The organism is Mycobacterium sp. NPDC050551, assembly GCF_040674075.1.
Taxonomy (GTDB): Bacteria; Actinomycetota; Actinomycetes; order Mycobacteriales; family Mycobacteriaceae; genus Mycobacterium.
The window spans coordinates 825,359-847,396 of record NZ_JBFARC010000002.1 but is presented as its reverse complement, the minus strand read 5'-3'; the positions used below and the strand labels follow the sequence as shown (position 1 = coordinate 847,396).

The following is a 22,038-nucleotide window of genomic DNA, read 5'->3' as shown; positions in this document are numbered from 1 at the left end:
CTGGGTGCTTTCGGAGTGTGATGGTGGAATTGGGTCACCAGCCGAAGCCGATGAGACGCAGACCGGATCCCGCGAAGGCGGCCTGCGGCAGGAAGTTTCGACCGTCGACGACCAGATCTCCGCGCATGACGCGGCGCAAAGCTGCAGCGTCGATGAAGCGGAACTCGGGCCAGTCGGTCATCAGGATCAGCGCGTCCACCCGGTCTGCCGCGTCGTACGCGTCGCTGGCAAGGCGGATCGCCGCGTACTCGTCGGGCAGCGACTTGACCACCGGGTCGAACGCCGAGATCACCGCCCCCGCGGCCAGCAGCCGCTTGGCCACGTCCAGTGCGGGAGCATCACGCAGGTCGTCGGTCCCCGGCTTGAACGTCAGCCCGAGCAGGGCGATACGGCGGCCCTTGAGTACGTGCAGCTCCCGCTGCAGCTTGCGCACTGCCGTCGCGCGTTGCGCCTGGTTGATCTCGACCGTCGCGCACAGCATGGAGGGGGTGTAGCCGTACTCCTGGCCGGTCGAGATCAAACCGGCGACATCCTTGCCGAAGCACGAGCCACCCCAGCCCACGCCGGGATTCAGGAACGCGTTGCCCACGCGGCGATCGGCGCCGATTGCGGGAAGAACCTCGCGTACGTCTGCTCCGACCAACTCACACAGCTGCGACATCTCGTTGGCGAAGCTGATCTTCGTCGCGAGAAAGGCGTTGGCCGCGTACTTGATCATCTCGGCCGATGCCAGCTCGGTGGTGATCAGCGCCGGCCGGTGATTGCGGCGGCCGGCCTCGAAGGACTGGTCGACCACCGGCTGGTAGAGCTGCGCGACCCGGTTCACGTCGGACGGATCGCCGCCGAGCACGATCCGGTCCGGGTAGAGGAAGTCCTCGATCGCGCTGCCTTCACGCAGGAACTCGGGATTGGAGACGACGTGGAAGAAGGTCTGCCGCCCGCCGGGCAGGGCCTCTTCGAGGATGGTGCGGGTCCAGTTGCCGGAGCCGACCGGCACGGTCGACTTGTTGACGATCACCACTCCGGGACGCAGATGCGGCGCGAGGGACCGGATCGCGCTCTCGAGCTGAGTGAGGTCCGGGGACCCGTCGTTGCCGAGCGGAGTGCCGACACAGAGGAACACGAAGTCCGCGTCGGTCAGCGCCTCGGCCGGCTGGTCGGTGAACTTCAGCCGGCCGGTGCCCAGGGTGGCGGTCAGCATCTCGGGCAGGCCCGGTTCGTGGAACGGCGCCTGACCGTCGTTGAGTTGGCCGGCCCTTGCCGGGTCCGCATCGAGACCACACACCACGTGACCCAGCGATGCCAGGCAGATGGAGGTGACTGCGCCGACGTATCCGGTGCCGATCACCGCCACCTTGTGTCGCGGTCGGTCCTGCTCGGCCTCGCGCGGGGCGCGCCGCGGGGTGGGGACGCCCGCCGGTGACCGCTCGTCGGACTGGTCGCGGAACCAGCCGATGGTCTCCAGCAGACCCTCGCGGACGTCGACCTTGGGCTCCCACCCCAGCTCCCTGCGAGCCAGTTCGATGTCGGGCCTGCGCTGAGAGGGATCGTCCTGGCCGCGGTCGGTGAACTCCACCGGGGATTGCGACCCGGTGAGTTCGCGGACCAGGTTCGCCAGCTCGAGCACGGTCATCTCGTGCGGATTGCCGACGTTCACCGGGCCCGACAGGTCCGAGAACAGCAGCCGCAACGCACCGTCGACCAGGTCGTCGACGTAGCAGACCGAGCGGGTCTGGCTGCCGTCACCGTGCACGGTGATCGGCGTGTTCGACAGTGCCTGACCGACGAAGTTGGGAATGGCCCGCCCGTCGCGCGGCCGCATCCGGGGACCGTAGGTGTTGAAGATCCGCATGATGGCGGCGTTGACGCCGTGCTTGACCCGGTAGGACGTGGTCAGCGCCTCGGCGAAGCGCTTCGCCTCGTCGTAGCAGGCGCGTGGGCCGACCGGATTGACGTTGCCCCAGTATGTTTCGGGCTGCGGGTGGACCAGGGGGTCCCCGTACGTCTCCGAGGTCGACGCCAGCAGGTAGCGCGCGCCCTTGTCCTTGGCCAGGCCCAGCGTGTGCAGCGTGCCGAGGGACCCAGCCTTCATGGTCTGGATCGGCAGTTCGGAGTAGTCGACGGGCGACGCCGGTGACGCGAAGTGGAGCACGTAGTCGACGGGTCCCGGGATGGAGATGTAGTCCGAGACGTCGACCTTGAGCAGGCGGAACCCGTCGCGCCCCAGTAGATGGGCGACGTTCTCCGGTGCCCCGGTCACGAAGTTGTCCAGACAGACGACGTCGATGTCGTGCTCCAACAAGCTTTCCGCCAGGTGGGAGCCGACGAATCCTGCCCCTCCGGTCAATACCGCACGTCGGCGCATGGTCCCCTCCTCGTCTGCCACGGCACCGGCGACGCCGATGCAGTGACACCTCCGGTCAAAAGTTTGCCCCCGCGCGAGACTTTAGCGTGTTCCGGCGTTCTTCGCGTGATAAAAGGCAAGGCGAGAGGTGATCTTGGCAAATCTTCGTTGAAAACAAGATCATCCCTACCGACGGCGGCTCCGATTGTGACGCGCGGTGAGCGGTGATACCGGCCGCCCGCCTGCCCGAGGGCATCGAAATGCATCGTTGGCAACCAATCGGCGATGGTCCCAATCTGCTCACTTGCGTAGGTGCACGCCGCGGGGCATCGTGCCGCGCCGGCGGCACCGTCGGCGCACCCACTCGTTGTTCTGAGGGATACCTGCTGTTCAAACGCCCCTTCACCGTGACGTCGAGGAGCTCGGTGGGCCGCCGTGGCGCAGTCGGTGTTCGGTGTCTGCTGCGGGCCGCAGGGGCGGAGAATGACACTGCGAATCACATTCTGCGACTTCGGCGAACTTCCGATGTGTTCGGATGGTCGGCTTTATGATGCCGCCGGCCATCCCGGTATCGGGAGGGATTGGTCGCCGGCGGTGGCATTCCGGGCGTCCGGCGAGAACCGCGTTTGTTACGCCGGTGTTATTTTTTGGCGAAGTAGATACACCCGGAGATTACGAAGTCGTCGCACGTGTTCGCATTGGCAATTGATCTTTGCCAACGAAAGCGGTGCCCGAGCCGCTCGCCGTGCGTTCCGACGGATCGATCGACGCGTCGGCCGGCGAGGTGCTTCGATCGTCGGATGCGCAGACCGGTCGCCGCGGCATGCGTGGTCGCGATGTGCCTGTTCGTGGTCGGCTGCGGCCGTGACAAGGCGCCGACCTCGTGGTTCGACGCCGCGGGGTACCACGTCCGTGACGGCAAGGTGTTCTACCTCGAGGCGTTCCCCGGCGCGGCGGTCGAGATCGCCGGCGCCGACACCCCGTCGTTCCAGGCGCTCGACCGGACCTTCGCGCGTGACCGGCGCAGCGTCTACGTCGACGGCCGGCGCCTCGTGGAGGCGGAGCCGGAGAGCTTCGAACTACTGGACCGTCGGGACTTCGCCCGCGACCGGTCGCACGTGTTCCGGCGGGACCGCATCGTCAGCGACGATCCCGCACACTTCGCGCTGCTCGATGGCGACCTGACCCGCGACGGCCGCGCGGTGTACTGGAGCGACGGTCGCGTGCTGTCCGATGACCCCGCGAGCTTCGTGATCATCTCGAACGTCGACTCCTACCTGTTCACCAGGGACAGGGCCGCGGTGCACGTCAACGGCGGCGTCATCACCGGCGCCGATCCCGCGACATTCCGTGTGTTGCAGGGGGCGTATGCACGGGACGCGGCACAGGTCTTCTACTTCACCGGTCCGATCGCCGGCGCGGACGCCGAGAGCTTCCGTCCGCTGCAGGGCCCCTACGCCGCGGACGCCTCCCGGGTCTACTGGATGGGCAAGCCGATCGCGGGTGCCGACCCGGCGTCGTTCCGCGTGCTGAACGCCGACTTCGAGTGCTCGTCGGACCGGACTCGCGCCTACTACCGCGACGGCGTCGTCGCCGGCGCCGATCCCACCACGTTCCCACCCGGCCGGGCCGTCACGAACTGCTCCGAGACGTCGATGTCCTTCGCCGGGTGAGCGTCGACGGCCATGCCCAACCGCCTGGTGCCACTGCTGTTCGTTCTCGGTGCGGCGTCGCAGTACGTGGGCGCGGCGATCGGCGTGTTCCTGTTCGACACCGCCGAACCGTCGACGGTGGCGTGGCTGCGGTTGGCGACCGCTGCGGCGCTGCTCTGCGCGTGGCGCCGTCCGTGGCGGCTGCCGTGGACCCGGCGCGCCGTGGTCGCGGCCGGGTGCTTCGGCCTGGTCACCGCGGGCATGAACATCGCCATCTACGAGGCGATCGCGCGGATCCCGCTCGGCACCGCGGTGGCGATCGAGTTCCTCGGCCCGGTCGTGGTGGCGGCACTCGGGTTTCGTCATCGGCGCGACGTCCTCGCGGTCGTTCTGGTGTGTGCCGGGGTGATCCTGCTCGCCGGCGTGCAGTTCGAGGCCTCCTGGCTCGGTGTCGCCTTCGCACTGGCGTCGGCCGCGATGTGGGCCGGTTACATCGTCACGGGCAAGATCGTCGCCGACGCCGGGCAGGGCCTCGACTCCCTCGCGGTCGGCATGGCGATCGCCGCGGTGGCGATCGCGCCGGTGATCGTCGCCGGCCAAGCCCGGGTTGACGCGACGGTCTTCCTCGACGCGCGGACCTGGCTGCTCGGCGCCGGCATCGGGGTGCTGTCCACGGCCATCCCGTACGCGCTGGATCAACTGGTGCTGGCCCGGGTGGGCCGCGCGCGGTTCGCCCTTCTGCTGGCGCTGCTGCCCACTACGGCGGCGGTGGTCGGAGCCGTTGTGCTGCTGCAGGTTCCGACCGCAGCGGAGATCGCCGGTATCGCTCTGGTGATCGCGGCGCTGGTGGTGGGAGCGCGGCCGGCGGTTGCCGGGCCGCCCGCCTAGATGATCGGGTCGTCGTCGGGTCGGCGCAGCCGCAACCACCGGTAACCGTAGGGCTCCAAGCCGATCTCGATGCGGCCCTTGCTGTCGAGCCGATGCTCGGTCAGGCCGTGCAGCAGATCCACCAGGAGGCAGCCTCCCTCGTCCTCGAGTTGCACCGGCACCATGCAGCTGTCTGCGCCGAAGTTGTGCAGCGCCAGCATCAACCAGTCCGACTCGGCCTCCCGGCAGATGTGTGCCAGCACCCCCGGGTGGGGCTGCTTGAGCACCTCCGGGGTGGACCAGCCGATCTCCGGCTGCTGCCGATAGGTGTAGATCAGGTTGCGCATGAACCACCAGAACGACTCGTGGTCATGGCGTTGATCGGCGGCGTTGATGCGATCGGGACCGTACATCCCGTCGGGAAGCGCACGCGGTAGGCGGCGTTTGCCGGCGCGGGAGAACCCGCCGTTGGGGCCGCCGGTCCACTGCATCGGGGTGCGGACCGCGAACCGTCCTGGTACCTCGAGGTTCTCGGCCATGCCGATTTCCTCGCCGTAGAACAGCACCGGTGTGCCAGGCAGCGAGAACGCAAGGGAGTATGCCATCCTCATTCGCCGCTGGTCGCCACCGAGCATGGCGGGCAGTCGGCGGCGCAGGCCCCGGCCGTAGAGCTGCATGTCCTCGTCGGGTCCGAACGCGTCGAAGACCTCCTGGCGTTCCTCGTCGCTGAGCTTGTCGAGGGTGAGTTCGTCGTGGTTGCGCACGAAATTCGCCCACTGACTGGTGATGTCGAGCTTCGGCCGTTGCCGCAGGGCTTTGGCGATCGGGCGGGCGTCACCGCGGGCCAGCGACAGGAAGATGTGCTGCATCCCGATGAAGTCGAACTGCATGTTGAGGCCGTCGCCGTCGGAACCGCCGAAGAACGTCTTCTGATCTTTGTACGGCACGTTGACCTCGCCCAGCAGCACCGCGTCACCGACGCGGCGATTGACGAAATTGCGTACATCGCAGAGGTATTCCATCGGATCGAAGGTGTCCGGCCGGCCGGGTACGCCGTCCTTGGCGAACAGGAACGGCACGGCGTCGACGCGGAATCCCGAGACGCCCAATTGCAGCCAGAACCCCAGCGTGCGTGAGATCTCCTCCTGCACCTTGGGATTCTCGATGTTCAGGTCGGGTTGGTGCTTGTAGAAGTGGTGCAGGTACCACTCGCCGGTCTTGGGGTCGAGCTCCCAGAGGCTGTCCTCCTGGTCGGGGAAGACGACGTCGGCCGCGCTCGAGGGGGGTTCGGTAGCGCTCCAGACGAAGTAGTCGCGATACGAGTCGTCCTTACTGCGGCGGGCCGACTTGAACCAGGGGTGCGCGTCGGAGGTGTGGTTCATGACGAAGTCGATGATGACCCGGATGCCGTGCGCCTTGGCGGTGCGGACGAGTTCGACGAAGTCACCGAGGTTGCCGAGACGGGGGTCGACGCTCAGAAAGTCGATGATGTCGTACCCGTCGTCCTTACGGGCGGTGGGATAGAAGGGCATCAACCACAGGCAGGTGACGCCGAGGTCGGCGAGGTACTCGACGCGTTCGGTCATCCCGCGGATGTCGCCGCAGCCGTCGCCGTTCCAGTCGTAGAAGGTCTCGATGTCGGCGCAGTAGAAGACGGCGTTCTTGTACCAGAGGTCGCCGGTGTCGGCCCGCCTCATGCGTTGGCCGCTTCGGCGGCCGGTGCGGGTGCGGTCGGGGAGAGCTGCGTCAGCACGTGCTCGCCGAACGCGTCGATGAACGGTGTCTGCTGCTGGCCGACGAAGTGCAGGTACAGCTCGTCCCAGCCCTGCTCGAGGTATCCGTGCAGCCACTCGGCGTGCCGGCCGAGGTCGCTCGAGATGTTCACCGACTTCCTCACCTGGTCGACGGTGACGTCCTGGCCGATCGCGTCGAACGCCTCGACGGACTCGGTGTCCCAGCAGACCGGTGGTGGGAACACGTTGCTGCGCCACTGGTCGTGGGCGATCGCCTCTGCGGTGTCCTCGTCGGGCGCCCAGCTGAGGTGGATCTGCAGCCGGGCGGGGCCCCGGCCGCCTGCGCCGCGATACGCGTCGAGCACCCGCCGCAGGGTGTCGCGATCCTGATTGACGGTGATCAGGGCGTCGGCCCAGGCGGCGTGGCGGGCGGCGGTCTCGGGTGTGACGGCCGGGCCGACGAGATCGGGGACGGCGTCGGGCAGCGTCCACAGCCGGGCGCGGTTGACGTGCACCAGGCCGTCGTGGCTGACCTCCTCGCCGCGCAGCAGCCGCCGGATGACGTCGACGCATTCGACGAGGCGCTGATCGCGCACCTCTTTCCGGGGCCACACGTCACCGGTGACTCGTTCGTTGGACGCCTCGCCGGAGCCGAGCGCCGCCCAGAACCGGCCCGGGAACATCTGCGCCAGCGTGGCGATGCCCTGGGCGATGATCGCCGGGTGGTACCGCTGCCCCGGCGCGTTGACCACGCCGAACGGCAGATTCGTCGTGGCGAGCGCGGCGCCGAGGAAGGCCCAAGCGAACCCGGACTCGCCCTGCCGCTCGCTCCATGGGCTCAAGTGGTCCGAGGACATGCCCGCGGTGAAGCCGGCCTGTTCGGCGTGCTGGACGTCGCGCAGGAGTTGGGCTGGGTCGATCTGCTCGTGGGAGCAGTGGAAGCCGATGACCGTCATGGCCGGGGCATACCCGTTTCTGGGAGGTCGCTGTCAGCAGTTGTGACGGCCGTGGGTTCACGGATTGCGTCAGCAAAGTTCGGGGTATGACGTGACTTCCTGATCGGTGGAAAGAGGAGTGTGCGATGAAGCGCAGAGACATGGCGGGCCGTGCCGCGGCAATGGTGGCCGCGGTGGCCTTCGTGGCCGCGATGCTGGTGGGGGCGCCGGCCCCGGCGGCAACGGCGCAGCCGTGTGCCGACGTGGAGGTGGTGTTCGCCCGGGGCACCGGTGAGGCACCGGGCGTGGGAGGTGTCGGCCAGTCGTTCGTCGATGCGCTGCGCAACCAGGCGGCGCCGAGGACTGTCAACGTCTACGCCGTCAACTACCCCGCCAGCAACAACTTCTCCGGCGGAGTGGAATTCGCGCGCACGGTCGTCGACGGCATCAGGGACGCGGGCAGCCACATCCAGGCGACCGCAGCCAACTGCCCGGACACCCGCATCGTGCTCGGCGGCTTCTCTCAGGGCGCGGCGGTCGCCGGCTACACCACGTCGGCCTCGATTCCCGCTGACGTCCCGCCGGCGTACGCGTCCTACATCCCGCAGCCGCTGGCGCCGGAGATCGCCGAGCACGTCGCGGCGGTGACGCTGTTCGGCACGCCGTCGGAGCCGTTCCTGCGCACCTATGGCGCACCGCCCATCGCGATCGGTCCCCTGTACGCACCGAAGACCACCCAGTTGTGCGCCCAGGGCGACACCATCTGCGACGGCACGCCCGGTGGCCAGCCGTCGTTCGCCCACGCGCTCTACGGCGTGAACGGAATGACTGCGCAGGCCGCGACATTCGCCGTCGGCCGGCTCTGAGGATGACCCAGCCCGACGACCCGTCGGCCCGGCCGAAGGACGCCACCGAGGTCACCGACGAGCAGCGTGAACAGCAGGAGCTGTTCGATCATCAGGGTGAGGATCCGGACGCTCCCGGCGGGCATGAGAGCCGCCACCAGATCGCCGACGAGAACTGATTCACGGGGAGTCAGTGGGGCGCGCGGTGAGAGATCACCCGCTCGAGCGCTTGGATGTCGGCTTCGATCTGCCGCGACAGCCAGTAGACGAGGACGAAGCCGGCGATGCCCCCGATGCACAGCACCCTGATCGGCAGGATGACCGCGGCGATCTCGGTGGCGGTCAGAAAGCTCACGGCCACGACCCCGAGCAGGGGCACCGACGCGGCGACTGCCAGGTAGCGGGGAAGTCGACGACTCAGCGCGCGTAGCTGTTCGGCCTCCCGCTGGTCGGTCTGTCCGTGTGCCACCAGTTCGGGATAGACGCTGCGCACCACGTAGAAGGTGACCAGGAAGAACGGATACGCGATCGCGATGGCGCCGCACACCGTGATCGACCCGAAGAAGTGGATCGCCGACCTGCCGGGAATTCCGCCCGCGGCGAACTGCATGGTGAACGGAAAGGTGAGCGCGGACAGCAACCACAAACCGAACACCACGAACACCACCCGGTCACCTGCGACGAGGCAGTCATGGCGGGCCCGGGCCACGTCTTCGGCGGGCGGTGCCGGACCGCTTCGCAGGCGCCGCGGAACCAGGATGACGTAACGGAACCAATAGATCAGCACCGCGCCGCCGAGCGGGAAGAACACCAGGTTGACCAGTGTGGTGACCAGCATGAATCGCGCCTGGGCATGCTCGGAGAGCTGGCTGACGATGAGCAGCTGGTTGTGTCCGATGTTGTACGCGCTGGCCAGCACGTTGGGGATCAGGATGGCCAGCGTGGCGATCGGCAGGAAGAACGGCCGCAACCGCAGCCGCCAACTCCGCGCGGGCGGATCGACCAGATCGCGGGCATGCGGATCGAGGCACAGCTGCAGTTGCTCGGCGAATTCGGCACCCGAGGCCCAGCGCTCATCGCGATCGCTGCTGAGTGCCTTCAGCAGAACTCGACACAGCGCGGCAGGGCAATCCGCGGGCAGCGCGGCGATCGCCGCGGACGAAACCCCGTGCGCCCGGGCGGTCAGCATCAGCTCGAGCGCGGTGGTGTCGCTGACTGAGCCGCCCGAGTCCGCCCGAGCGGCTTGCGCCGCAGAGTCGTCGAACGGTTTCCGGCCGGTCAGCAGTTCCCACAGCACGACGGCGAGCGAGTACGTGTCGCTGCGGGTGTCGAGGTCCGCCGCACCGTGCGTGTGACCGGGCCGGCAGGCCATGAGCTGCTCGGGTGACATGTAGGACAGTGAGCCGCCGAAATAGTCGAACGGGCTTGCGCCGGAGACATTGCGGGCGAAGCTGATGTTGAAATCCGCGAGTTTCGGGGTGCAGTCGGGAGCGAGCAGCACGTTCGCCAGCTTGATGTCGCGGTGCAGGACGCCTCGCGACGTCGCATAGTGCACCGCTTCGGCCAGGCGTTTACCCAGCCACGCGACGGTCTCGGGCCAGGTGAGGTCCGCGAGCTCGGCGCGGGTGACCGATTCGGCGGGCCGGATCTCGCCGCGCGACTCCAGTGCGCTGTCCACCGCGTCGATCAGCGCTTGACCGGAGTCAGGGGGCCGGTCCGTGCGGTGCACCGCTTCGACGAGATCGAGCAGCGTCCCGCCGGGCAGGTACTGCATGTACAGCAGCCGCCAGTCCCGGTCGCGGAGAATTCTCTGGTCGAAGACCCGGACGATGTAGTCGTGATCGAGCTGGGCGAGGGTCTGTGGTTCGTGGCCGAGGTTCTCGGAGATCTTGACCGCCACCAGTCGTTGCAGAGACATCTGCCGGGCCAGGAAGACGCGCGCGAAGGCGCCGCTGCCGAGTTCGATGAGCAGATCGAAGTCGTCCAGCCGCTGGCCGACCTCGATCTCGGTGAAGTGGGTGCACGGGCCGAGGGCGGACGTCGATCCGAAGGTCGCCGTTCCGGCTTGTGTCGCTTCGCCGGTGAACGGCGTGGCTCGAGTGCGGGTCAGCTCGCCCGGGTAGTCGGCAGTCGGATCAGTCATGGCAACCTCGTTCAGGTCACCCAGATACTAGCGGCTGCCGTGTCCGCAGCCTGCGCTTTTGCGCGACGCTGACCCTCGACGGTCAGGGGGTGACTGGCGCCCCGCAGCGCTGGCGGAAGTCGACCGATGGTTGCCGGATGCGCTGAAGTTCCTGCCGCACGTTCGGATTGGCGTCGAGATAGACCTGGACCTTCTCGCCGATCTCGTTCTTCGGCTGGCCTTTGAGGCTGGTGAAGAAGTCGTTGACGGGCGGGTTGAGGCTGAGGTAGTTCGACGTCTCGAACGTGACCCCCGACATGACCCGGGCCAGTTCCGCGGCGGTGCACGGCGGTGGGATCGGAGCGGGCGGCGGCGGTTGTGCGCCGGCGGATCCGGTGGCGATCGCCATGGCGCAAGCCAGCGCGCCGAAACCGGCGAGTCCCATCGCTGTGCGGCGTCCTGGGCGGGTTGCAGGCAACATCGTGTCTCCTTGATCTGTGGGTTGGCCGGTCACGTCGGGGCTCATCGTCATCCACCACCGCCGGGGCGGTTCGGGCGGCCCGGGCGGCCAGGATCAATGGGGCGATCCGGACGGTCCGGAGGGTCCGGGTTCCAGGCGATGTCGACATCGGAGTCGGTGTCGCAGTACCAGTCGTAGTCACACGGGTACGGGACCACCGGAGTGAGCACCCTCGGCCCACTGTCGCCGCCCTGGGCGCAGACCGACGTCCCCCATGTGGAGGTACATTGCGCCACTGCCGGTGGCGCCGTGACGATGACGGACATGGGGACGGCCGCGGCGACCAGCCCCCAAGCCAGGTAGCGCCGCTGTGATCGCATGACAGCTCCCCCCTTGTCGGCAATGCGGGCGAAGCGCTCGCGTAGCCGGAGCATAAGACGCCGAGTCGAATTCAAAGAAACAAATCGCAAATTTTGATGCGCCGAATGCGTACTGCTGATGGGCTCAAATGTTGCTCTTACAGAATCGGATGCGCAAGAAAGCACGGTTGTTCCCGGTAGCGACCGCTCGTCGGTATTCGACATCATCTTTCGATTGATTCCCGCACAAACCATCTTGCCAATGGCGCAACGAGCCCGCTTCTGACCACCGGCCGCTATGGCGTGGCAGGTACCCCGCAGCGCTGGCGGAAGTCGACCGATGGTTGCCGGATGCGTTGAAGTTCCTGCCGCACGTTCGGATTGGCGTCGAGATAGACCTGGACTTTATCGCCGATCTCGTTCTTCGGCTGGCCTTTGAGGCTGGTGAAGAAGTCGTTGACGGGCGGGTTGAGGGTGAGGTAGTTCGACGTCTCGAACGTGACCCCGGACATGACCCGGGCCAGTTCCGCGGCGGTGCACGGCGGTGGGATCGGAGCGGGCGGCGGCGGTTGTGCGCCTGCGGATCCGGTGGCGATCGCCATGGCGCATGCCAGGGCGCCGAAACCGGCCACTTTCATTGCTGTTCGGCGTCCTCGGCGTGCTGCAGGCAACATCGTTTCTCCTCGATCGATGGGTCGGCCGGTCATGAATTTGCTCAACGTCCTCTTCCGCCGCCGCCCCCACCGCCAGGGCGGTTCGGGCGATTCGGACGGTTCGGGCCGTCCGGACGGTCGATGCCGGGATCCCATGCGACATCGAGATCCCAGTCGGTGTTGCAGTACCAGTCGTTCTCGCACGGGTAGGGCACCACCGGGGTGGCTGCTCTGGGCACGCCGTTGGCGCCGCGGACGTCTCCCTGGGCACAGATCGTCGTCCCACCCGAGTAGGTGCAGTCCGCCTCCGCCGGCGGCGCCGACACGATGACGGCCATGGGTACGGCCGCAACGGCCACCCCCCACGTCAGGTAGCGCCGCTGTGATCGCATGACAGCTCCCCTTCTTCAGTTAGGCGGGCGCAGGCGCCCGCACAGGCGGAGCATAGAACGCCGAGCCATTGTCGAGCCCGAAATTCGGCAATTCACTGGCTGCAAATGGGCGCAGGCGCAGTAGCGGTCACCGAGGAATCAACCTGTTATTGACGCGTGAGCAAACATCTTCGTAGTACTAGCAATAGAGTGCGAGCGCCACTTCCATCGTGACATGTCAACCCGGCTCCAGGAAGCCGCGTGCGCGATGTGGATTTCGTGAAGTGGATGCATCGTTGCGGCGTTTGGCGGAAATGGTGCGGCCAGAAACGGCGCGCGAGTAGGTTTCAAGAAACAGCGACGAAGGGGGCTGCCATGCCGACGACTGACCGTGACTGGACCACTCCGGCGGCGATGGCCATTCCCGAAGAGGGCTATTTCGAATTGGAGCGCGGCCGCTACGGACCGGTCTTCCCCCGCACGCCGGCCTGCTACGGCTTCTCCATCATCGCGAAGGTGAAGGAGGGGCGAGAGGAAGCGGTACGGGCATACGGCAAGCAGATCGAAGAGGCCATCGCGGGCAGCCCGGAGGTGCTGGCGCCGCTGCGGCTGCACTATCTGCGGTGGGTGCTGTTCGACATCGGGTCGGGTCTGCACTTCCAGTATCAGGGCATCTTCGACACCGACTTCGACAAGTACACCGAGGACGCCGTCGCGCTGTTCAGCGCGACGGGCATCACCACGGTGTTCACGAATCTCGAAGGCTTCCCAGAGGATTGGAAGGAGAACCCCGCCGCCTTCATGCAGTTCGTGCGTGAGCACCATTACCCCAGCTTTTTGGAGTACGGCGAATATCCGTACGTGACGGCCGACGAGATCAAGAAGGCACTTCGACTGAAAGCGGCCTTCTCGACCATGCTCGACCAGATGCAGTGAGAGCCGTCGAGGTGAGCACCCATGCTTGAGCTCGACGACATCCAGCACATACTGCTGACCCGAACCCCGTCGATGACCGGGCGCTACGAGTTCCTGACATTCGACAACCCGGCGGGCGCGCGCGCATGGCTCACCGAGCTGACCGACGTCGTCGAGTCCGCGGCGTCGGTGCGGGAGACGATGGACGAGACGAAGCGGTGGGTCACGCTCGGCTTTACCTGGAATGGACTACGCGCACTCGGGGTTTCGCAGGAGTCGCTCGACAGCTTTCCGGAGGCGTTCCGGCAGGGTATGGCCGCGCGAGCCGACATCCTCGGGGACACCGGCGAGAACCATCCGGACAAGTGGGAGGGCGGCCTGGCCGGTGACGACCTGCACGCCATCGCCATCCTGTTCGCGCGCGACGACGCCGAGCACGCGCGGGCCACCGGCGCACACGACGAGTTGGTGGCCCGATGCGACGGGGTGCGCGTGCTGTCCCGTCTCGACCTGAATGCCACACCGCCGTTCAACTACGCGCACGACCACTTCGGGTTTCGGGACCGGTTGTCGCAGCCGGTGATCGAGGGCTCCGGGGAGGAGCCGACGCCCGGCTCGGGCGCTGCGCTCAAGGCCGGTGAATTCCTGCTCGGGTATCCCGATGAATGGGGACCGACCGCCAATCTCCCGCAGCCGGACGTGTTGTCCCGCAACGGAACGTATGCGGCATACCGCAGACTGCAGGAACATGTCGGCCTGTTCCGCTCCTATCTGAGCGACAACGCCGAGACGGCGGAGGAGCAGGAATTGCTGGCCGCCAAGTTCATGGGCCGCTGGCGCAGCGGAGCACCGTTGGTGCTGGCCCCAGACCGTGACGACCCGGAACTGGGCGCCGACCCGATGCGCAACAACGACTACGACTACAAGACGATGGATCCGCACGGGTACGCCTGTCCGCTCGGATCACATGCCCGCCGCCTCAATCCGCGTGACACCGCGCACAACATGAACCGCCGCAGGATGATCCGCCGCGGCGCCACCTACGGTCCGGCACTCCCCGACGGTGCTCCCGACGACGGGGTGGACCGCGGTATCGCCGCGTTCATCATCTGTGCCGATCTGGTCCGGCAGTTCGAGTTCGCGCAGAACGTATGGATCAACGACCGCGCGTTCCACGAACTCGGCAACGAACACGACCCGATCTGCGGAACACAGGACGGCACACTGGATTTCACGGTGCCCAGGCGGCCGATCCGTAAGGTGCACAAGGGTCTGCCCGCGTTCACCACACTCACCGGCGGCGCCTACTTCTTCCTGCCGGGCATCAACGCGATGCGTCACCTCGCGACCTCGGGCGGAGCGGAACCCGCATGACCTCGTCACCGTCCGCCCGCACCTACAACCAGAACCACGTGGCCCGGCCGCATTCCGGCGGACGTCGCATCAGCATCTACTGGACGTGGAGCTATCCGTGGGAGGCGCAACGCGACCCCGCCCTGATCGAGAATCGCTTCTCCACCATCACCGAGGTGCGCAACGTGTTGTGGCCGGCCTACGAGACGCCGGAGTACGACGCCGCGAACTTCCTGCAGGGAATCGCGGGCACCCTGGAGCTCTTCCACCGCTCGTCGCTGGCGTTCCAGAAGATCGCGGAAGAAGCAACGGGTCACCCGGTCGCGGTGTTCCAGCGCATCGACCAGGCCGGTTATCGGCAGCCGATCGACGAGCGGATCCTGGCCGACACGGACACGCTGATGGTGTTCGGGCTCGACCACCTGCTCGGCCAGCAGGAGGCCGCACCGGAGGAGATCGCCGCGATCACCGAATGGTTACAGCGCGAGGGCACCTGCCTGCTGCTGGCGCCGCACCACGACGTGGGATTCACCGACGACTACGACCAGCGGCAGGTCGAGTACCAACATCACGGCGACCGGCTCGTCCCGCGCCAGCAACGCTTCAGCCAGTACACCCGCTCGCTGATGGCCGCGCTCGACGTGCCGGTGCACAACGTCTGGGGGTTACGGCCCGCGGTCGTCGAAGGAACGAAGGACATCGCGCCGCTCACCGGTCTCCGCGACCTGGACACGCCTCGGCTGCTCGACAACGTCACGACGTTCAACTTCCACCCGCACCTCCCGCACTACGAGCTGACGGCGCCGGAAAGCGACCTGCTCCGGGTGCTGGGACGTCAGCGCGTCGACCCGAACCGGCCGCACCCGTTCACCGCCGCCGGGCACACCGAGTTCAACGCGTTGATCTGGATGCCGCCGGACGGTGGGCGCGCGGGCGACATCGTCCTGATCGACTCCACGCATTTCACGACGTTGTTCGGCGGAACCGACAGTCTGCGGAACCTCTGGCACAACCTCGCGACCATGGGGTGAGCCGACGGCTATCGGTCCGACGCCGGACAGCCCGTGTGGAATGGGGCGTTTCGCCTGCGTGCGGTACTCGTACCGCCGGCCGACGCCCGTCTGCGGTCCAGGACGATCCGGGCGCCGCGGGCGGGGACGATCGTGACGGTGCTCCTGCCGATGCGTTCTGACCGTTCGGCGGTGGGTTCGATGCGTGCGGTGCGCAGCACCGTGGCCAGCACGATGCGCGACTCCATGGCGGCGAATGCTGCTCCGAGGCACCGCCTGCGTCCGCCACCGAACGAGATCCACGAGTAGGTGGGTACCGCCGCGTCGAGGAACCGCTCGGGGCGGAAGGCATGCGGGTCGTCGTACAGGTCGGGCCGGCGGTTGACGAGCGTGATGTACGGAATCACCATTGTGCCCTTCGGAACCGTCAGGCCGGGCAGTTCGAAGTCCTCGGCGGCAAGGCGTCCGGTGATCGGGAACACCGGGCGCAGCCGCATCGTCTCCTTCACCACCGCATCGAGGTACTCGTCGTCCTCATCACGCGCGGCCGCGTCGGCGCGTGCGAGCACCTCCGGATGCCGGGCCATCCGTTCGAGGGCCCAGGCGAGCGTCGTCGCCGTGGTGTCGTGACCGCCGAGCAGCAGTGTGCGCATCGTGTCGCAGAGTTCGGCGTCGGTCAGGAGCGACCCGTGCTCGTCGGGGGTCCGCAGCAGCACGCCCAGGACGTCGTCACGGTCGAGGTCACCGGATCCGCGACGGGCGTCGATCTCCTCCCGCACGACCACGTCGACCGCGGCGATCGCCCGGCGCATCCGGGGGAACGGGCCGTCCCAACCATTCGGGCGGGACGAGGCGATCATGGTCTGCACGAGGAATCGCCGCGAATTGCCCTCCCGCAGCAGCGCTTCGATCGCTGTGCGCAGGCGCTGCAGGCGTGCGGGGTCGGTGATTCCGAAGACTGCCGCCATGATCACCTCGAGGGTGATCGACTGCATGGCCGGTAGCGCCGGGGTCGCAGCGCCGTAGGGCCAGCGGGCCAGTGCCTGCTCGGTCTTGGCGCGCACCGTCGCCTCGTGAATCGTCAGAGACTGCCCGTGAAACGGCGGGTTCTGCACCCGGCGCAGGCGTCGGTGCTCCGCGCCGTCGACGTTCGTCAATCCGCTCGGCCCGAGCACCAGGGGATGGGGCGACGACTTCGCCAGGGCCTCGCCGAAGCGCAGGACGTCGGTGTCGGCGGTGAACACACGCTTGACATCGTCGGGATGGGTGAGGCAGAGCCAGGGTCCGGTGCCCGGCATCGGAACCTGGAACCGGTCGCCGAGGGTTTCGCAGCGATCGGCGAATCGCGCGGGGGCCAGCCAGTATTCCGCGGCATTGAGCACCGCGGGCCGGCGTAATCGGGGTACATCGAGCGTGGTCCGACTCATGGGGTCGCATCCCTCCATTGATACTAAGTTATGAATTGCGTATCATAGTAGCCATGCTGTCAATGGCGGACATTCTGCAAGTAGTGCCGGAGCCGGGCGCGGACGCGACGGTCGACCGCATCGCCGCCGCCGCGCTCGATCAGTTCGCGCAATACGGCATCCGTCGGTCCACGATCGACGACGTGGCGAAGCGCGCCGGTGTCTCGCGGGTCACGGTGTTCCGCCGGTTCACCAACAAGGAGCGACTGGTCGAGTTCGTGGTTGCTCGCGAGATCCGCCGTGGCATGGAGGAATTGGACCGTGCCTGGGACGGCGGCGGAACGCTGGAGGACCGGTTGGTGCACGGGTTCTCGTTCGTCATGGAGTTCACCAGCGGACATCCACTGTTCGGGCGGCTGCTGCACAGCGAACCGGATTACGTTCTGCCGTTGGTCACCGTCGACGGAGGGCCCGCGCTCGCGCTCTACCGGCTCCTGATCGCCCACCGTCTCGACGCCGAGGTTCGCGCCGGCCGCGCCCGGGGCGGCGACGTGGAAGCCAAGGCGGAGGTCATCGCGCGGCTGGCGATGTCACTGGTGCTCACACCCGTCGGCGTGATCGATCTCGACGACGCGAGCTCGGTGCGGGCCTTCGTCCGTCTCGCGTTGCTGCCGATGCTGCAGCCGATCGACGGGGACACGCCTCAGTAGGACTGGCCGTCGGCGTACCGCTGTCTGCGGTAGTGGCGCCCCTTGCCGCGGTTGCGGTTCTTGAAGGTGGGTAGCTGCGAGTCGCAGTTCGGGCAGATCAGCCGGAGGTTCTCCCGCCGGTTGTTGGTCGGGTCGCCGTCGATGTGGTCCAACACGAAGGCCAGGGGCAGATCGAGCCACACAGCGGCGCCGCCACAGATCGCACAGCAACCCGACTGGGCGGCGGCGATGTAGGTCCGGATGTAGTGGCCGCGGCTGCTCCCTGGCCACGCCTCGCCGGATTCGAGCCAGCGTCGCGTACCGGTGTCGCGCCGAACCGTCGCTTGGCACGCGTTGCTGCAGTAGATCTTCTGACTGCGCTTCGAGAGCGGTGAACCACAGCCGCGACACTGTCTCACACATCGGACGTTACGACCTAGCTCCGACAACATCCGGATCGTGGAGCCTCCTATCGGGATTGAACCGATGACATTCCGCTTACAAGGCGAACGCTCTACCACTGAGCTAAGGAGGCGACGGGCAGAGTTTACCGGGTTGCGCCCGCGGGGAACCCGCTGCCCGTGACTGTCAAGGACGATCTACTGGCCGACTTCCCGCACGTGTATCCCGCGCTGCCGCGGGACAAGGTCGAGCGGCTGCTGACCCTGCTCGACCAGAGTGCGGGGACCGAGGGCAGCCTCGCGACGTCCATCGCCACCTCGCTCGAGCCCCTCGCGCCTGAAGTGGCCGGTCGCATCAAGTCGTACAAGAGCTCCGACGACGTCGACGACTACGTCCGCATGCTGCGCGGCGCGACCGTGTTGCTGCTGCAGAAATGGGACGGTCAGCCGCCGGACGCCGACGCGATCAGCGCCGCGGTGAAGGATCTCGAAGCCGAGGGCTGAGGCCTACTCGTCGGCCTCGACGATGCGCTGCGAGCGCACCACCGTGGGTGTGGACGAGGGCCGGTTCCGCGGCCGCCTGCCCGGGAACGGGATGCGGTCGGCGATGTTGCTCAGCGGGTTGACCACCTGACTGAGCGTGATCACCGCGTCGCGCAGCGCCTCGATCGTGGGTTCCAGCGCCTCCAGCCCTGGCGCCAACCGGTTCAGGGTGTCCGCGACGGCCGCCAACTGCTCGAGCGGGCCGTTGCGGGCGGTCAGCCTCTCGACCAGGCCGCCCTCGGCCAGCAGCCGGTCGGCCAGGCCATCCTCCGCCAGCAGCCGATCGACGATGCCGTTCTCGTCGAGCAGCTGATCGACCAGCCCGCCGGGCTCGATGGCCCGCATCAGGCCGCCGTCCTCCTTGGTCAGCCGGTCCAGCACCCCGCCGGGCATCGTCAGCTTGTCCACGACGCCGCCGGGTTGCAGCAGGCGGTCGATCGGCCCGCCCGGTGTCAGCGCCCGCCCGAGCGGCTGGTCGTCGTCCATCAGCTTTGCCAGCCGGTTGGCACGTTGCACGGCCTCGTCGATGCCCAGCAGGTGCGCCATCGAGTTGGGCGCGGACCTGGTCTGCGCGCCGGCTTCGCCCAGGGTGCGCTGCGCCAGCCCCACCGCGCCTGCGGCGGCCCCCAACGATGCCTCGGCGACGGCGAGTCCCGCCCGTGCCGGCGCGGTCGCGAGGTCGACCAGGTTCTTGCCCAGGTTCATCTGCCCAGTGTATGAACAGCGCAAGCGTCGATTCACAGGAAGTCCACAGCTGACCCGCAGGATGACGATAGGCGGAGGGAGGACTGTGACAACCATGGCGATGCCTGCAATGACCGAGTCCGTTCCGGAAGCGCGGGTCCTCGTCGTCGACGACGAGGCCAACATCGTGGAACTGCTCTCGGTGAGTCTGAAGTTCCAGGGCTTCGAGGTGCACACCGCGTCCAACGGCGCGGCGGCGCTGGACAAGGCCCGCGAGGTCCATCCCGACGCGGTGATCCTCGACGTGATGATGCCGGGCATGGACGGCTTCGGCCTGCTGCGCAGGCTGCGGGCCGACGGCATCGACGCGCCCGCGCTGTTCCTGACCGCGCGCGACTCGCTGCAAGACAAGATCGCGGGGTTGACGCTCGGCGGCGACGACTACGTCACCAAGCCGTTCAGCCTCGAAGAGGTGGTGGCCCGCCTGCGGGTGATCCTGCGGCGCATCGGCCACGGCGTCGAGGAGCCGCGCAGCGCACGGCTGACCTTCGCCGACATCGAACTTGACGAGGACACCCACGAGGTGTGGAAGGCCGGCGAACCGGTGTCGCTGTCGCCGACCGAGTTCACCCTGCTGCGGTACTTCATCATCAACGCGGGCACCGTGCTGTCGAAGCCGAAGATCCTCGACCACGTCTGGCGCTACGACTTCGGCGGCGACGTCAATGTCGTCGAGTCCTACGTGTCCTACCTGCGACGCAAGATCGACACCGGCGACAAGCGGTTGCTGCACACGCTGCGCGGCGTGGGGTACGTCCTGCGCGAACCGCGATAGTGCGCCAGGGCGTGCCGCTGCGGGTGGGGCTGGTGGCCGCCACCCTGGTGTTGGTGGCCTGCGGCCTGCTGGCCTCGGGCATCGCCGTCACCACGATCATGCGGCACAGCCTGGAGAACCGGGTCGACCAGACGCTGCTGGAAGCGTCACGCGGCTGGGCGCAGGCGCCCGCCCGGTCGTCGTCGATGCCGATGGAGGGGCCGAACCCAGCCCGGCCGCCGTCGAACTTCTACGTCCGCGGCATCGACCCCGACGGCCGGATGTGGATGGCGGTCAACGACCGCGACGCCGAACCGGTGCTGCCCGACGACAACGACGTCGGACCCGAACCCGTGACCGTCCACTCGGTCGACCACTCGAACGTGACCTGGCGCGCGATGACCGTGCGCGGGCCCGAGGGGACGGTCACCACGGTGGCCGTCGACCTGTCCGAAGTGCAGTCGACCGTCCGCGCGCTGGTCTGGTCGCAGGCCGGGATTGGCGCGGCGGTGCTCCTGGTGCTCGGTGTGCTGGGTTATGCGGTGGTGCACCGCAGCCTGCGGCCACTGACCGAGGTGGAGGAGACGGCGGCCGCCATCGCCGCGGGCCAGCTCGATCGCCGTGTCCCACAGCGCGACCCGCGCACCGAGGTGGGCCGACTCTCGCTGGCGCTCAACGGCATGCTCGCCCAGATCCAGCGCGCCGTGGCGTCGTCGGAGTCGTCGGCCGAGGCCGCGCGCACCTCGGAGGAGCGGATGCGCCGCTTCATCACCGATGCCAGCCACGAACTGCGCACCCCGTTGACCACGATCCGCGGGTTCGCCGAGCTGTACCGGCAGGGCGCGGCGCGCGACGTGGAGATGCTGATGAGTCGCATCGAGAGCGAGTCGCGGCGGATGGGTCTGCTCGTCGAGGATCTGCTGCTGCTCGCGCGCCTCGACGCGCAACGTCCGCTCGAGCGGCGCCGGGTGGACCTGCTGGCGATGGCCACCGACGCGGTGCACGACGCGCGGTCGATCGCGCCGAAACGCTCGATCACCCTGGACGTGTTCGACGGTCCGGGCACGCCCGAAGTCCTCGGCGACGAGGCCCGGCTGCGTCAGGTGCTCGGCAACCTCGTCGCGAACGCGCTGCAGCACACCCCGGAGACCGCAGGCATCGCGCTGCGGATCGGCACCGACGGCGACGATGCGGTGCTCGAGGTCTGCGACGAAGGCCCCGGCATGAGCCCGGAGGATGCGCAACGGGTGTTCGAACGGTTCTACCGGACCGATTCGTCGCGGGCCCGGGCCAGCGGCGGCACGGGCCTGGGGCTCTCGATCGTCGACTCGCTGGTGTTCGCGCACGGCGGGACGGTCACCGTCACCACCGCGCCCGGTGAAGGCTGCCGGTTCCGGGTGCAGCTCCCGCGGATCGCGGAGACGCCGGTGGCGGCGAGTTCGGCGGACGACTCCTCGCGGGTCTGACGCCTCAGGTGAGTTCGGCGAGCGCTGCCTTGATCCTGCGCTGGGCGTCGTCGAGCGACTCCGGTGAGGGGTTGTTGTCGACGTTCGCGAAGCCGAAGTCCGCGAGATCCCGCGCGGGGAAGACGTGCACGTGCAGGTGTGGCACTTCGAGGCCGGCGATGATCAGCCCGGCCCGCTCGGCGGGGAACGCCTTGATGACGGCCTTGCCGATCAGCTGCGCGACCTCCATCACGCGACCGAAGACCGCGGGTTCGATGCCCTGCCACTGGTCGATCTCGGCGCGTGGCACCACCAGGGTGTGGCCCGGCGTCATCGGCTGAATCGTGAGGAAGGCGACGGTGTCGTCGTCCTCGTAGACGAATCGGCCAGGCAGTTCTCCGTTGATGATCTTGGTGAAGACGGTCGCCATGGCAACG

23 protein-coding genes and 1 tRNA gene are annotated in these 22,038 nt (G+C 67.7%); 11 read left to right on the top strand and 13 right to left on the bottom strand.

The genetic code is table 11. The annotated features are described in order from the left end of the window. Positions 1-34: 34 nt before the first annotated feature. Positions 35-2,347 (bottom strand): UDP-glucuronate decarboxylase, encoded by a 2,313-nt coding sequence (locus tag AB0K11_RS10885; protein WP_364975750.1) that lies wholly within the window; start codon positions 2,345-2,347, stop codon positions 35-37. Positions 2,348-3,144: 797 nt separating this feature from the next. On the opposite strand from AB0K11_RS10885, the gene AB0K11_RS10880 reads away from it, so the two are divergent. Beyond that, positions 3,145-4,017, top strand: coding sequence for a DKNYY domain-containing protein (locus AB0K11_RS10880; protein WP_364975748.1), 873 nt, complete (start codon positions 3,145-3,147; stop codon positions 4,015-4,017). Positions 4,018-4,029: 12 nt separating this feature from the next. Next, complete coding sequence (locus tag AB0K11_RS10875; RefSeq protein WP_364975746.1) at positions 4,030-4,884, top strand: EamA family transporter; 855 nt, start codon at positions 4,030-4,032, stop codon at positions 4,882-4,884. Here the strand turns inward: AB0K11_RS10875 and AB0K11_RS10870 are convergent. Together AB0K11_RS10870 and AB0K11_RS10865 are read right to left on the bottom strand one after the other, a co-directional pair. Next, positions 4,881-6,560, bottom strand: a complete 1,680-nt coding sequence (locus AB0K11_RS10870; RefSeq protein ID WP_364975743.1) for an alpha-amylase family protein — start codon at positions 6,558-6,560, stop codon at positions 4,881-4,883. The genes AB0K11_RS10875 and AB0K11_RS10870 overlap by 4 nt on opposite strands. Continuing rightward, positions 6,557-7,552, bottom strand: a complete 996-nt coding sequence (locus AB0K11_RS10865) for a TIGR03885 family FMN-dependent LLM class oxidoreductase (RefSeq protein WP_364975741.1) — start codon at positions 7,550-7,552, stop codon at positions 6,557-6,559. The genes AB0K11_RS10870 and AB0K11_RS10865 overlap by 4 nt, the downstream gene beginning before the upstream one ends. Positions 7,553-7,743: 191 nt before the next feature. Between AB0K11_RS10865 and AB0K11_RS10860 the strand changes: the two genes are divergently transcribed. Continuing rightward, the gene (locus AB0K11_RS10860; RefSeq protein ID WP_364976753.1) at positions 7,744-8,397 is read left to right on the top strand and encodes a cutinase family protein; all 654 of its coding nucleotides are present in this window, start codon (positions 7,744-7,746) and stop codon (positions 8,395-8,397) included. Between the two features lie 2 nt (positions 8,398-8,399). Next, complete coding sequence (locus AB0K11_RS10855) at positions 8,400-8,555, top strand: hypothetical protein (RefSeq protein ID WP_364975738.1); 156 nt, start codon at positions 8,400-8,402, stop codon at positions 8,553-8,555. Between the two features lie 11 nt (positions 8,556-8,566). Here AB0K11_RS10855 and AB0K11_RS10850 read toward each other — a convergent pair whose 3' ends face one another. From AB0K11_RS10850 to AB0K11_RS10830, 5 genes are all read right to left on the bottom strand, one after another. Further along, positions 8,567-10,519, bottom strand: coding sequence for a serine/threonine-protein kinase (locus tag AB0K11_RS10850; protein ID WP_364975736.1), 1,953 nt, complete (start codon positions 10,517-10,519; stop codon positions 8,567-8,569). 82 nt (positions 10,520-10,601) lie between these two features. Then, a complete protein-coding gene (locus tag AB0K11_RS10845) occupies positions 10,602-10,979 on the bottom strand; it encodes a heme-binding protein (protein WP_364975734.1) in 378 nt (125 codons plus the stop codon). Positions 10,980-11,026: 47 nt separating this feature from the next. Beyond that, a complete protein-coding gene (locus tag AB0K11_RS10840; protein ID WP_364975732.1) occupies positions 11,027-11,338 on the bottom strand; it encodes a hypothetical protein in 312 nt (103 codons plus the stop codon). Between the two features lie 275 nt (positions 11,339-11,613). After that, complete coding sequence (locus AB0K11_RS10835; RefSeq protein WP_364975730.1) at positions 11,614-11,919, bottom strand: heme-binding protein; 306 nt, start codon at positions 11,917-11,919, stop codon at positions 11,614-11,616. Positions 11,920-12,032: 113 nt separating this feature from the next. Continuing rightward, positions 12,033-12,362, bottom strand: a complete 330-nt coding sequence (locus AB0K11_RS10830) for a hypothetical protein (protein WP_364975728.1) — start codon at positions 12,360-12,362, stop codon at positions 12,033-12,035. Positions 12,363-12,716: 354 nt separating this feature from the next. Between AB0K11_RS10830 and AB0K11_RS10825 the strand changes: the two genes are divergently transcribed. From AB0K11_RS10825 to AB0K11_RS10815, 3 genes are read left to right on the top strand one after another with little or no spacing between them, the layout of a single operon-like run. Next, on the top strand, positions 12,717-13,277 hold the full coding sequence (locus AB0K11_RS10825; RefSeq protein ID WP_364975724.1) for a hypothetical protein: 561 nt from the start codon (positions 12,717-12,719) through the stop codon (positions 13,275-13,277). Positions 13,278-13,298: 21 nt separating this feature from the next. After that, positions 13,299-14,630, top strand: coding sequence for a peroxidase (locus tag AB0K11_RS10820; protein WP_364975721.1), 1,332 nt, complete (start codon positions 13,299-13,301; stop codon positions 14,628-14,630). Further along, positions 14,627-15,640: a hypothetical protein gene (locus AB0K11_RS10815; RefSeq protein WP_364975719.1), complete on the top strand. Its 1,014-nt coding sequence runs from the start codon at positions 14,627-14,629 to the stop codon at positions 15,638-15,640. Before AB0K11_RS10820 ends, AB0K11_RS10815 begins: the two co-directional genes overlap by 4 nt. 8 nt (positions 15,641-15,648) lie before the next feature. Here AB0K11_RS10815 and AB0K11_RS10810 read toward each other — a convergent pair whose 3' ends face one another. Next, positions 15,649-17,046, bottom strand: coding sequence for a cytochrome P450 (locus AB0K11_RS10810; RefSeq protein WP_364975717.1), 1,398 nt, complete (start codon positions 17,044-17,046; stop codon positions 15,649-15,651). A gap of 53 nt (positions 17,047-17,099) precedes the next feature. On the opposite strand from AB0K11_RS10810, the gene AB0K11_RS10805 reads away from it, so the two are divergent. After that, complete coding sequence (locus tag AB0K11_RS10805; RefSeq protein WP_364975713.1) at positions 17,100-17,735, top strand: TetR/AcrR family transcriptional regulator; 636 nt, start codon at positions 17,100-17,102, stop codon at positions 17,733-17,735. Here AB0K11_RS10805 and AB0K11_RS10800 read toward each other — a convergent pair. Further along, on the bottom strand, positions 17,729-18,133 hold the full coding sequence (locus tag AB0K11_RS10800; protein ID WP_364975711.1) for an HNH endonuclease: 405 nt from the start codon (positions 18,131-18,133) through the stop codon (positions 17,729-17,731). The genes AB0K11_RS10805 and AB0K11_RS10800 overlap by 7 nt on opposite strands. A 41-nt stretch (positions 18,134-18,174) precedes the next feature. Next, a tRNA-Thr gene (locus AB0K11_RS10795) sits at positions 18,175-18,249 on the bottom strand. A 46-nt stretch (positions 18,250-18,295) separates the two neighbouring features. Here AB0K11_RS10795 and AB0K11_RS10790 point away from each other — a divergent pair. Next, a complete protein-coding gene (locus AB0K11_RS10790; protein WP_364975709.1) occupies positions 18,296-18,619 on the top strand; it encodes a hypothetical protein in 324 nt (107 codons plus the stop codon). A 3-nt stretch (positions 18,620-18,622) separates the two neighbouring features. Here AB0K11_RS10790 and AB0K11_RS10785 read toward each other — a convergent pair whose 3' ends face one another. Then, the gene (locus tag AB0K11_RS10785) at positions 18,623-19,363 is read right to left on the bottom strand and encodes a hypothetical protein (protein WP_364975708.1); all 741 of its coding nucleotides are present in this window, start codon (positions 19,361-19,363) and stop codon (positions 18,623-18,625) included. Positions 19,364-19,457: 94 nt separating this feature from the next. On the opposite strand from AB0K11_RS10785, the gene AB0K11_RS10780 reads away from it, so the two are divergent. Together AB0K11_RS10780 and AB0K11_RS10775 are read left to right on the top strand one after the other, a co-directional pair. Continuing rightward, complete coding sequence (locus AB0K11_RS10780; protein ID WP_269892861.1) at positions 19,458-20,177, top strand: response regulator transcription factor; 720 nt, start codon at positions 19,458-19,460, stop codon at positions 20,175-20,177. Continuing rightward, positions 20,177-21,622 (top strand): HAMP domain-containing sensor histidine kinase, encoded by a 1,446-nt coding sequence (locus tag AB0K11_RS10775; protein WP_364975706.1) that lies wholly within the window; start codon positions 20,177-20,179, stop codon positions 21,620-21,622. Before AB0K11_RS10780 ends, AB0K11_RS10775 begins: the two co-directional genes overlap by 1 nt. 4 nt (positions 21,623-21,626) lie before the next feature. Here the strand turns inward: AB0K11_RS10775 and AB0K11_RS10770 are convergent, their stop codons facing one another. Continuing rightward, positions 21,627-22,031, bottom strand: a complete 405-nt coding sequence (locus AB0K11_RS10770) for an HIT family protein (RefSeq protein ID WP_364975703.1) — start codon at positions 22,029-22,031, stop codon at positions 21,627-21,629. Positions 22,032-22,038: the final 7 nt, after the last annotated feature.

Coding starts and splice junctions, on each gene's coding strand:
- AB0K11_RS10855 (WP_364975738.1), top strand. CDS start 8,400: ATGACCCAGCCCGACGACCCGTCGGCCCGGCCGAAGGACGCCACCGAG.
- AB0K11_RS10805 (WP_364975713.1), top strand. CDS start 17,100: ATGCTGTCAATGGCGGACATTCTGCAAGTAGTGCCGGAGCCGGGCGCG.
- AB0K11_RS10845 (WP_364975734.1), bottom strand. CDS start 10,979: ATGTTGCCTGCAACCCGCCCAGGACGCCGCACAGCGATGGGACTCGCC.
- AB0K11_RS10865 (WP_364975741.1), bottom strand. CDS start 7,552: ATGACGGTCATCGGCTTCCACTGCTCCCACGAGCAGATCGACCCAGCC.
- AB0K11_RS10880 (WP_364975748.1), top strand. CDS start 3,145: ATGCGCAGACCGGTCGCCGCGGCATGCGTGGTCGCGATGTGCCTGTTC.
- AB0K11_RS10785 (WP_364975708.1), bottom strand. CDS start 19,363: ATGAACCTGGGCAAGAACCTGGTCGACCTCGCGACCGCGCCGGCACGG.
- AB0K11_RS10770 (WP_364975703.1), bottom strand. CDS start 22,031: ATGGCGACCGTCTTCACCAAGATCATCAACGGAGAACTGCCTGGCCGA.
- AB0K11_RS10840 (WP_364975732.1), bottom strand. CDS start 11,338: ATGCGATCACAGCGGCGCTACCTGGCTTGGGGGCTGGTCGCCGCGGCC.
- AB0K11_RS10830 (WP_364975728.1), bottom strand. CDS start 12,362: ATGCGATCACAGCGGCGCTACCTGACGTGGGGGGTGGCCGTTGCGGCC.
- AB0K11_RS10860 (WP_364976753.1), top strand. CDS start 7,744: ATGCTGGTGGGGGCGCCGGCCCCGGCGGCAACGGCGCAGCCGTGTGCC.
- AB0K11_RS10870 (WP_364975743.1), bottom strand. CDS start 6,560: ATGAGGCGGGCCGACACCGGCGACCTCTGGTACAAGAACGCCGTCTTC.
- AB0K11_RS10875 (WP_364975746.1), top strand. CDS start 4,030: ATGCCCAACCGCCTGGTGCCACTGCTGTTCGTTCTCGGTGCGGCGTCG.
- AB0K11_RS10835 (WP_364975730.1), bottom strand. CDS start 11,919: ATGGCGATCGCCACCGGATCCGCAGGCGCACAACCGCCGCCGCCCGCT.
- AB0K11_RS10815 (WP_364975719.1), top strand. CDS start 14,627: ATGACCTCGTCACCGTCCGCCCGCACCTACAACCAGAACCACGTGGCC.
- AB0K11_RS10850 (WP_364975736.1), bottom strand. CDS start 10,519: ATGACTGATCCGACTGCCGACTACCCGGGCGAGCTGACCCGCACTCGA.
- AB0K11_RS10820 (WP_364975721.1), top strand. CDS start 13,299: ATGCTTGAGCTCGACGACATCCAGCACATACTGCTGACCCGAACCCCG.
- AB0K11_RS10825 (WP_364975724.1), top strand. CDS start 12,717: ATGCCGACGACTGACCGTGACTGGACCACTCCGGCGGCGATGGCCATT.
- AB0K11_RS10780 (WP_269892861.1), top strand. CDS start 19,458: ATGGCGATGCCTGCAATGACCGAGTCCGTTCCGGAAGCGCGGGTCCTC.
- AB0K11_RS10810 (WP_364975717.1), bottom strand. CDS start 17,046: ATGAGTCGGACCACGCTCGATGTACCCCGATTACGCCGGCCCGCGGTG.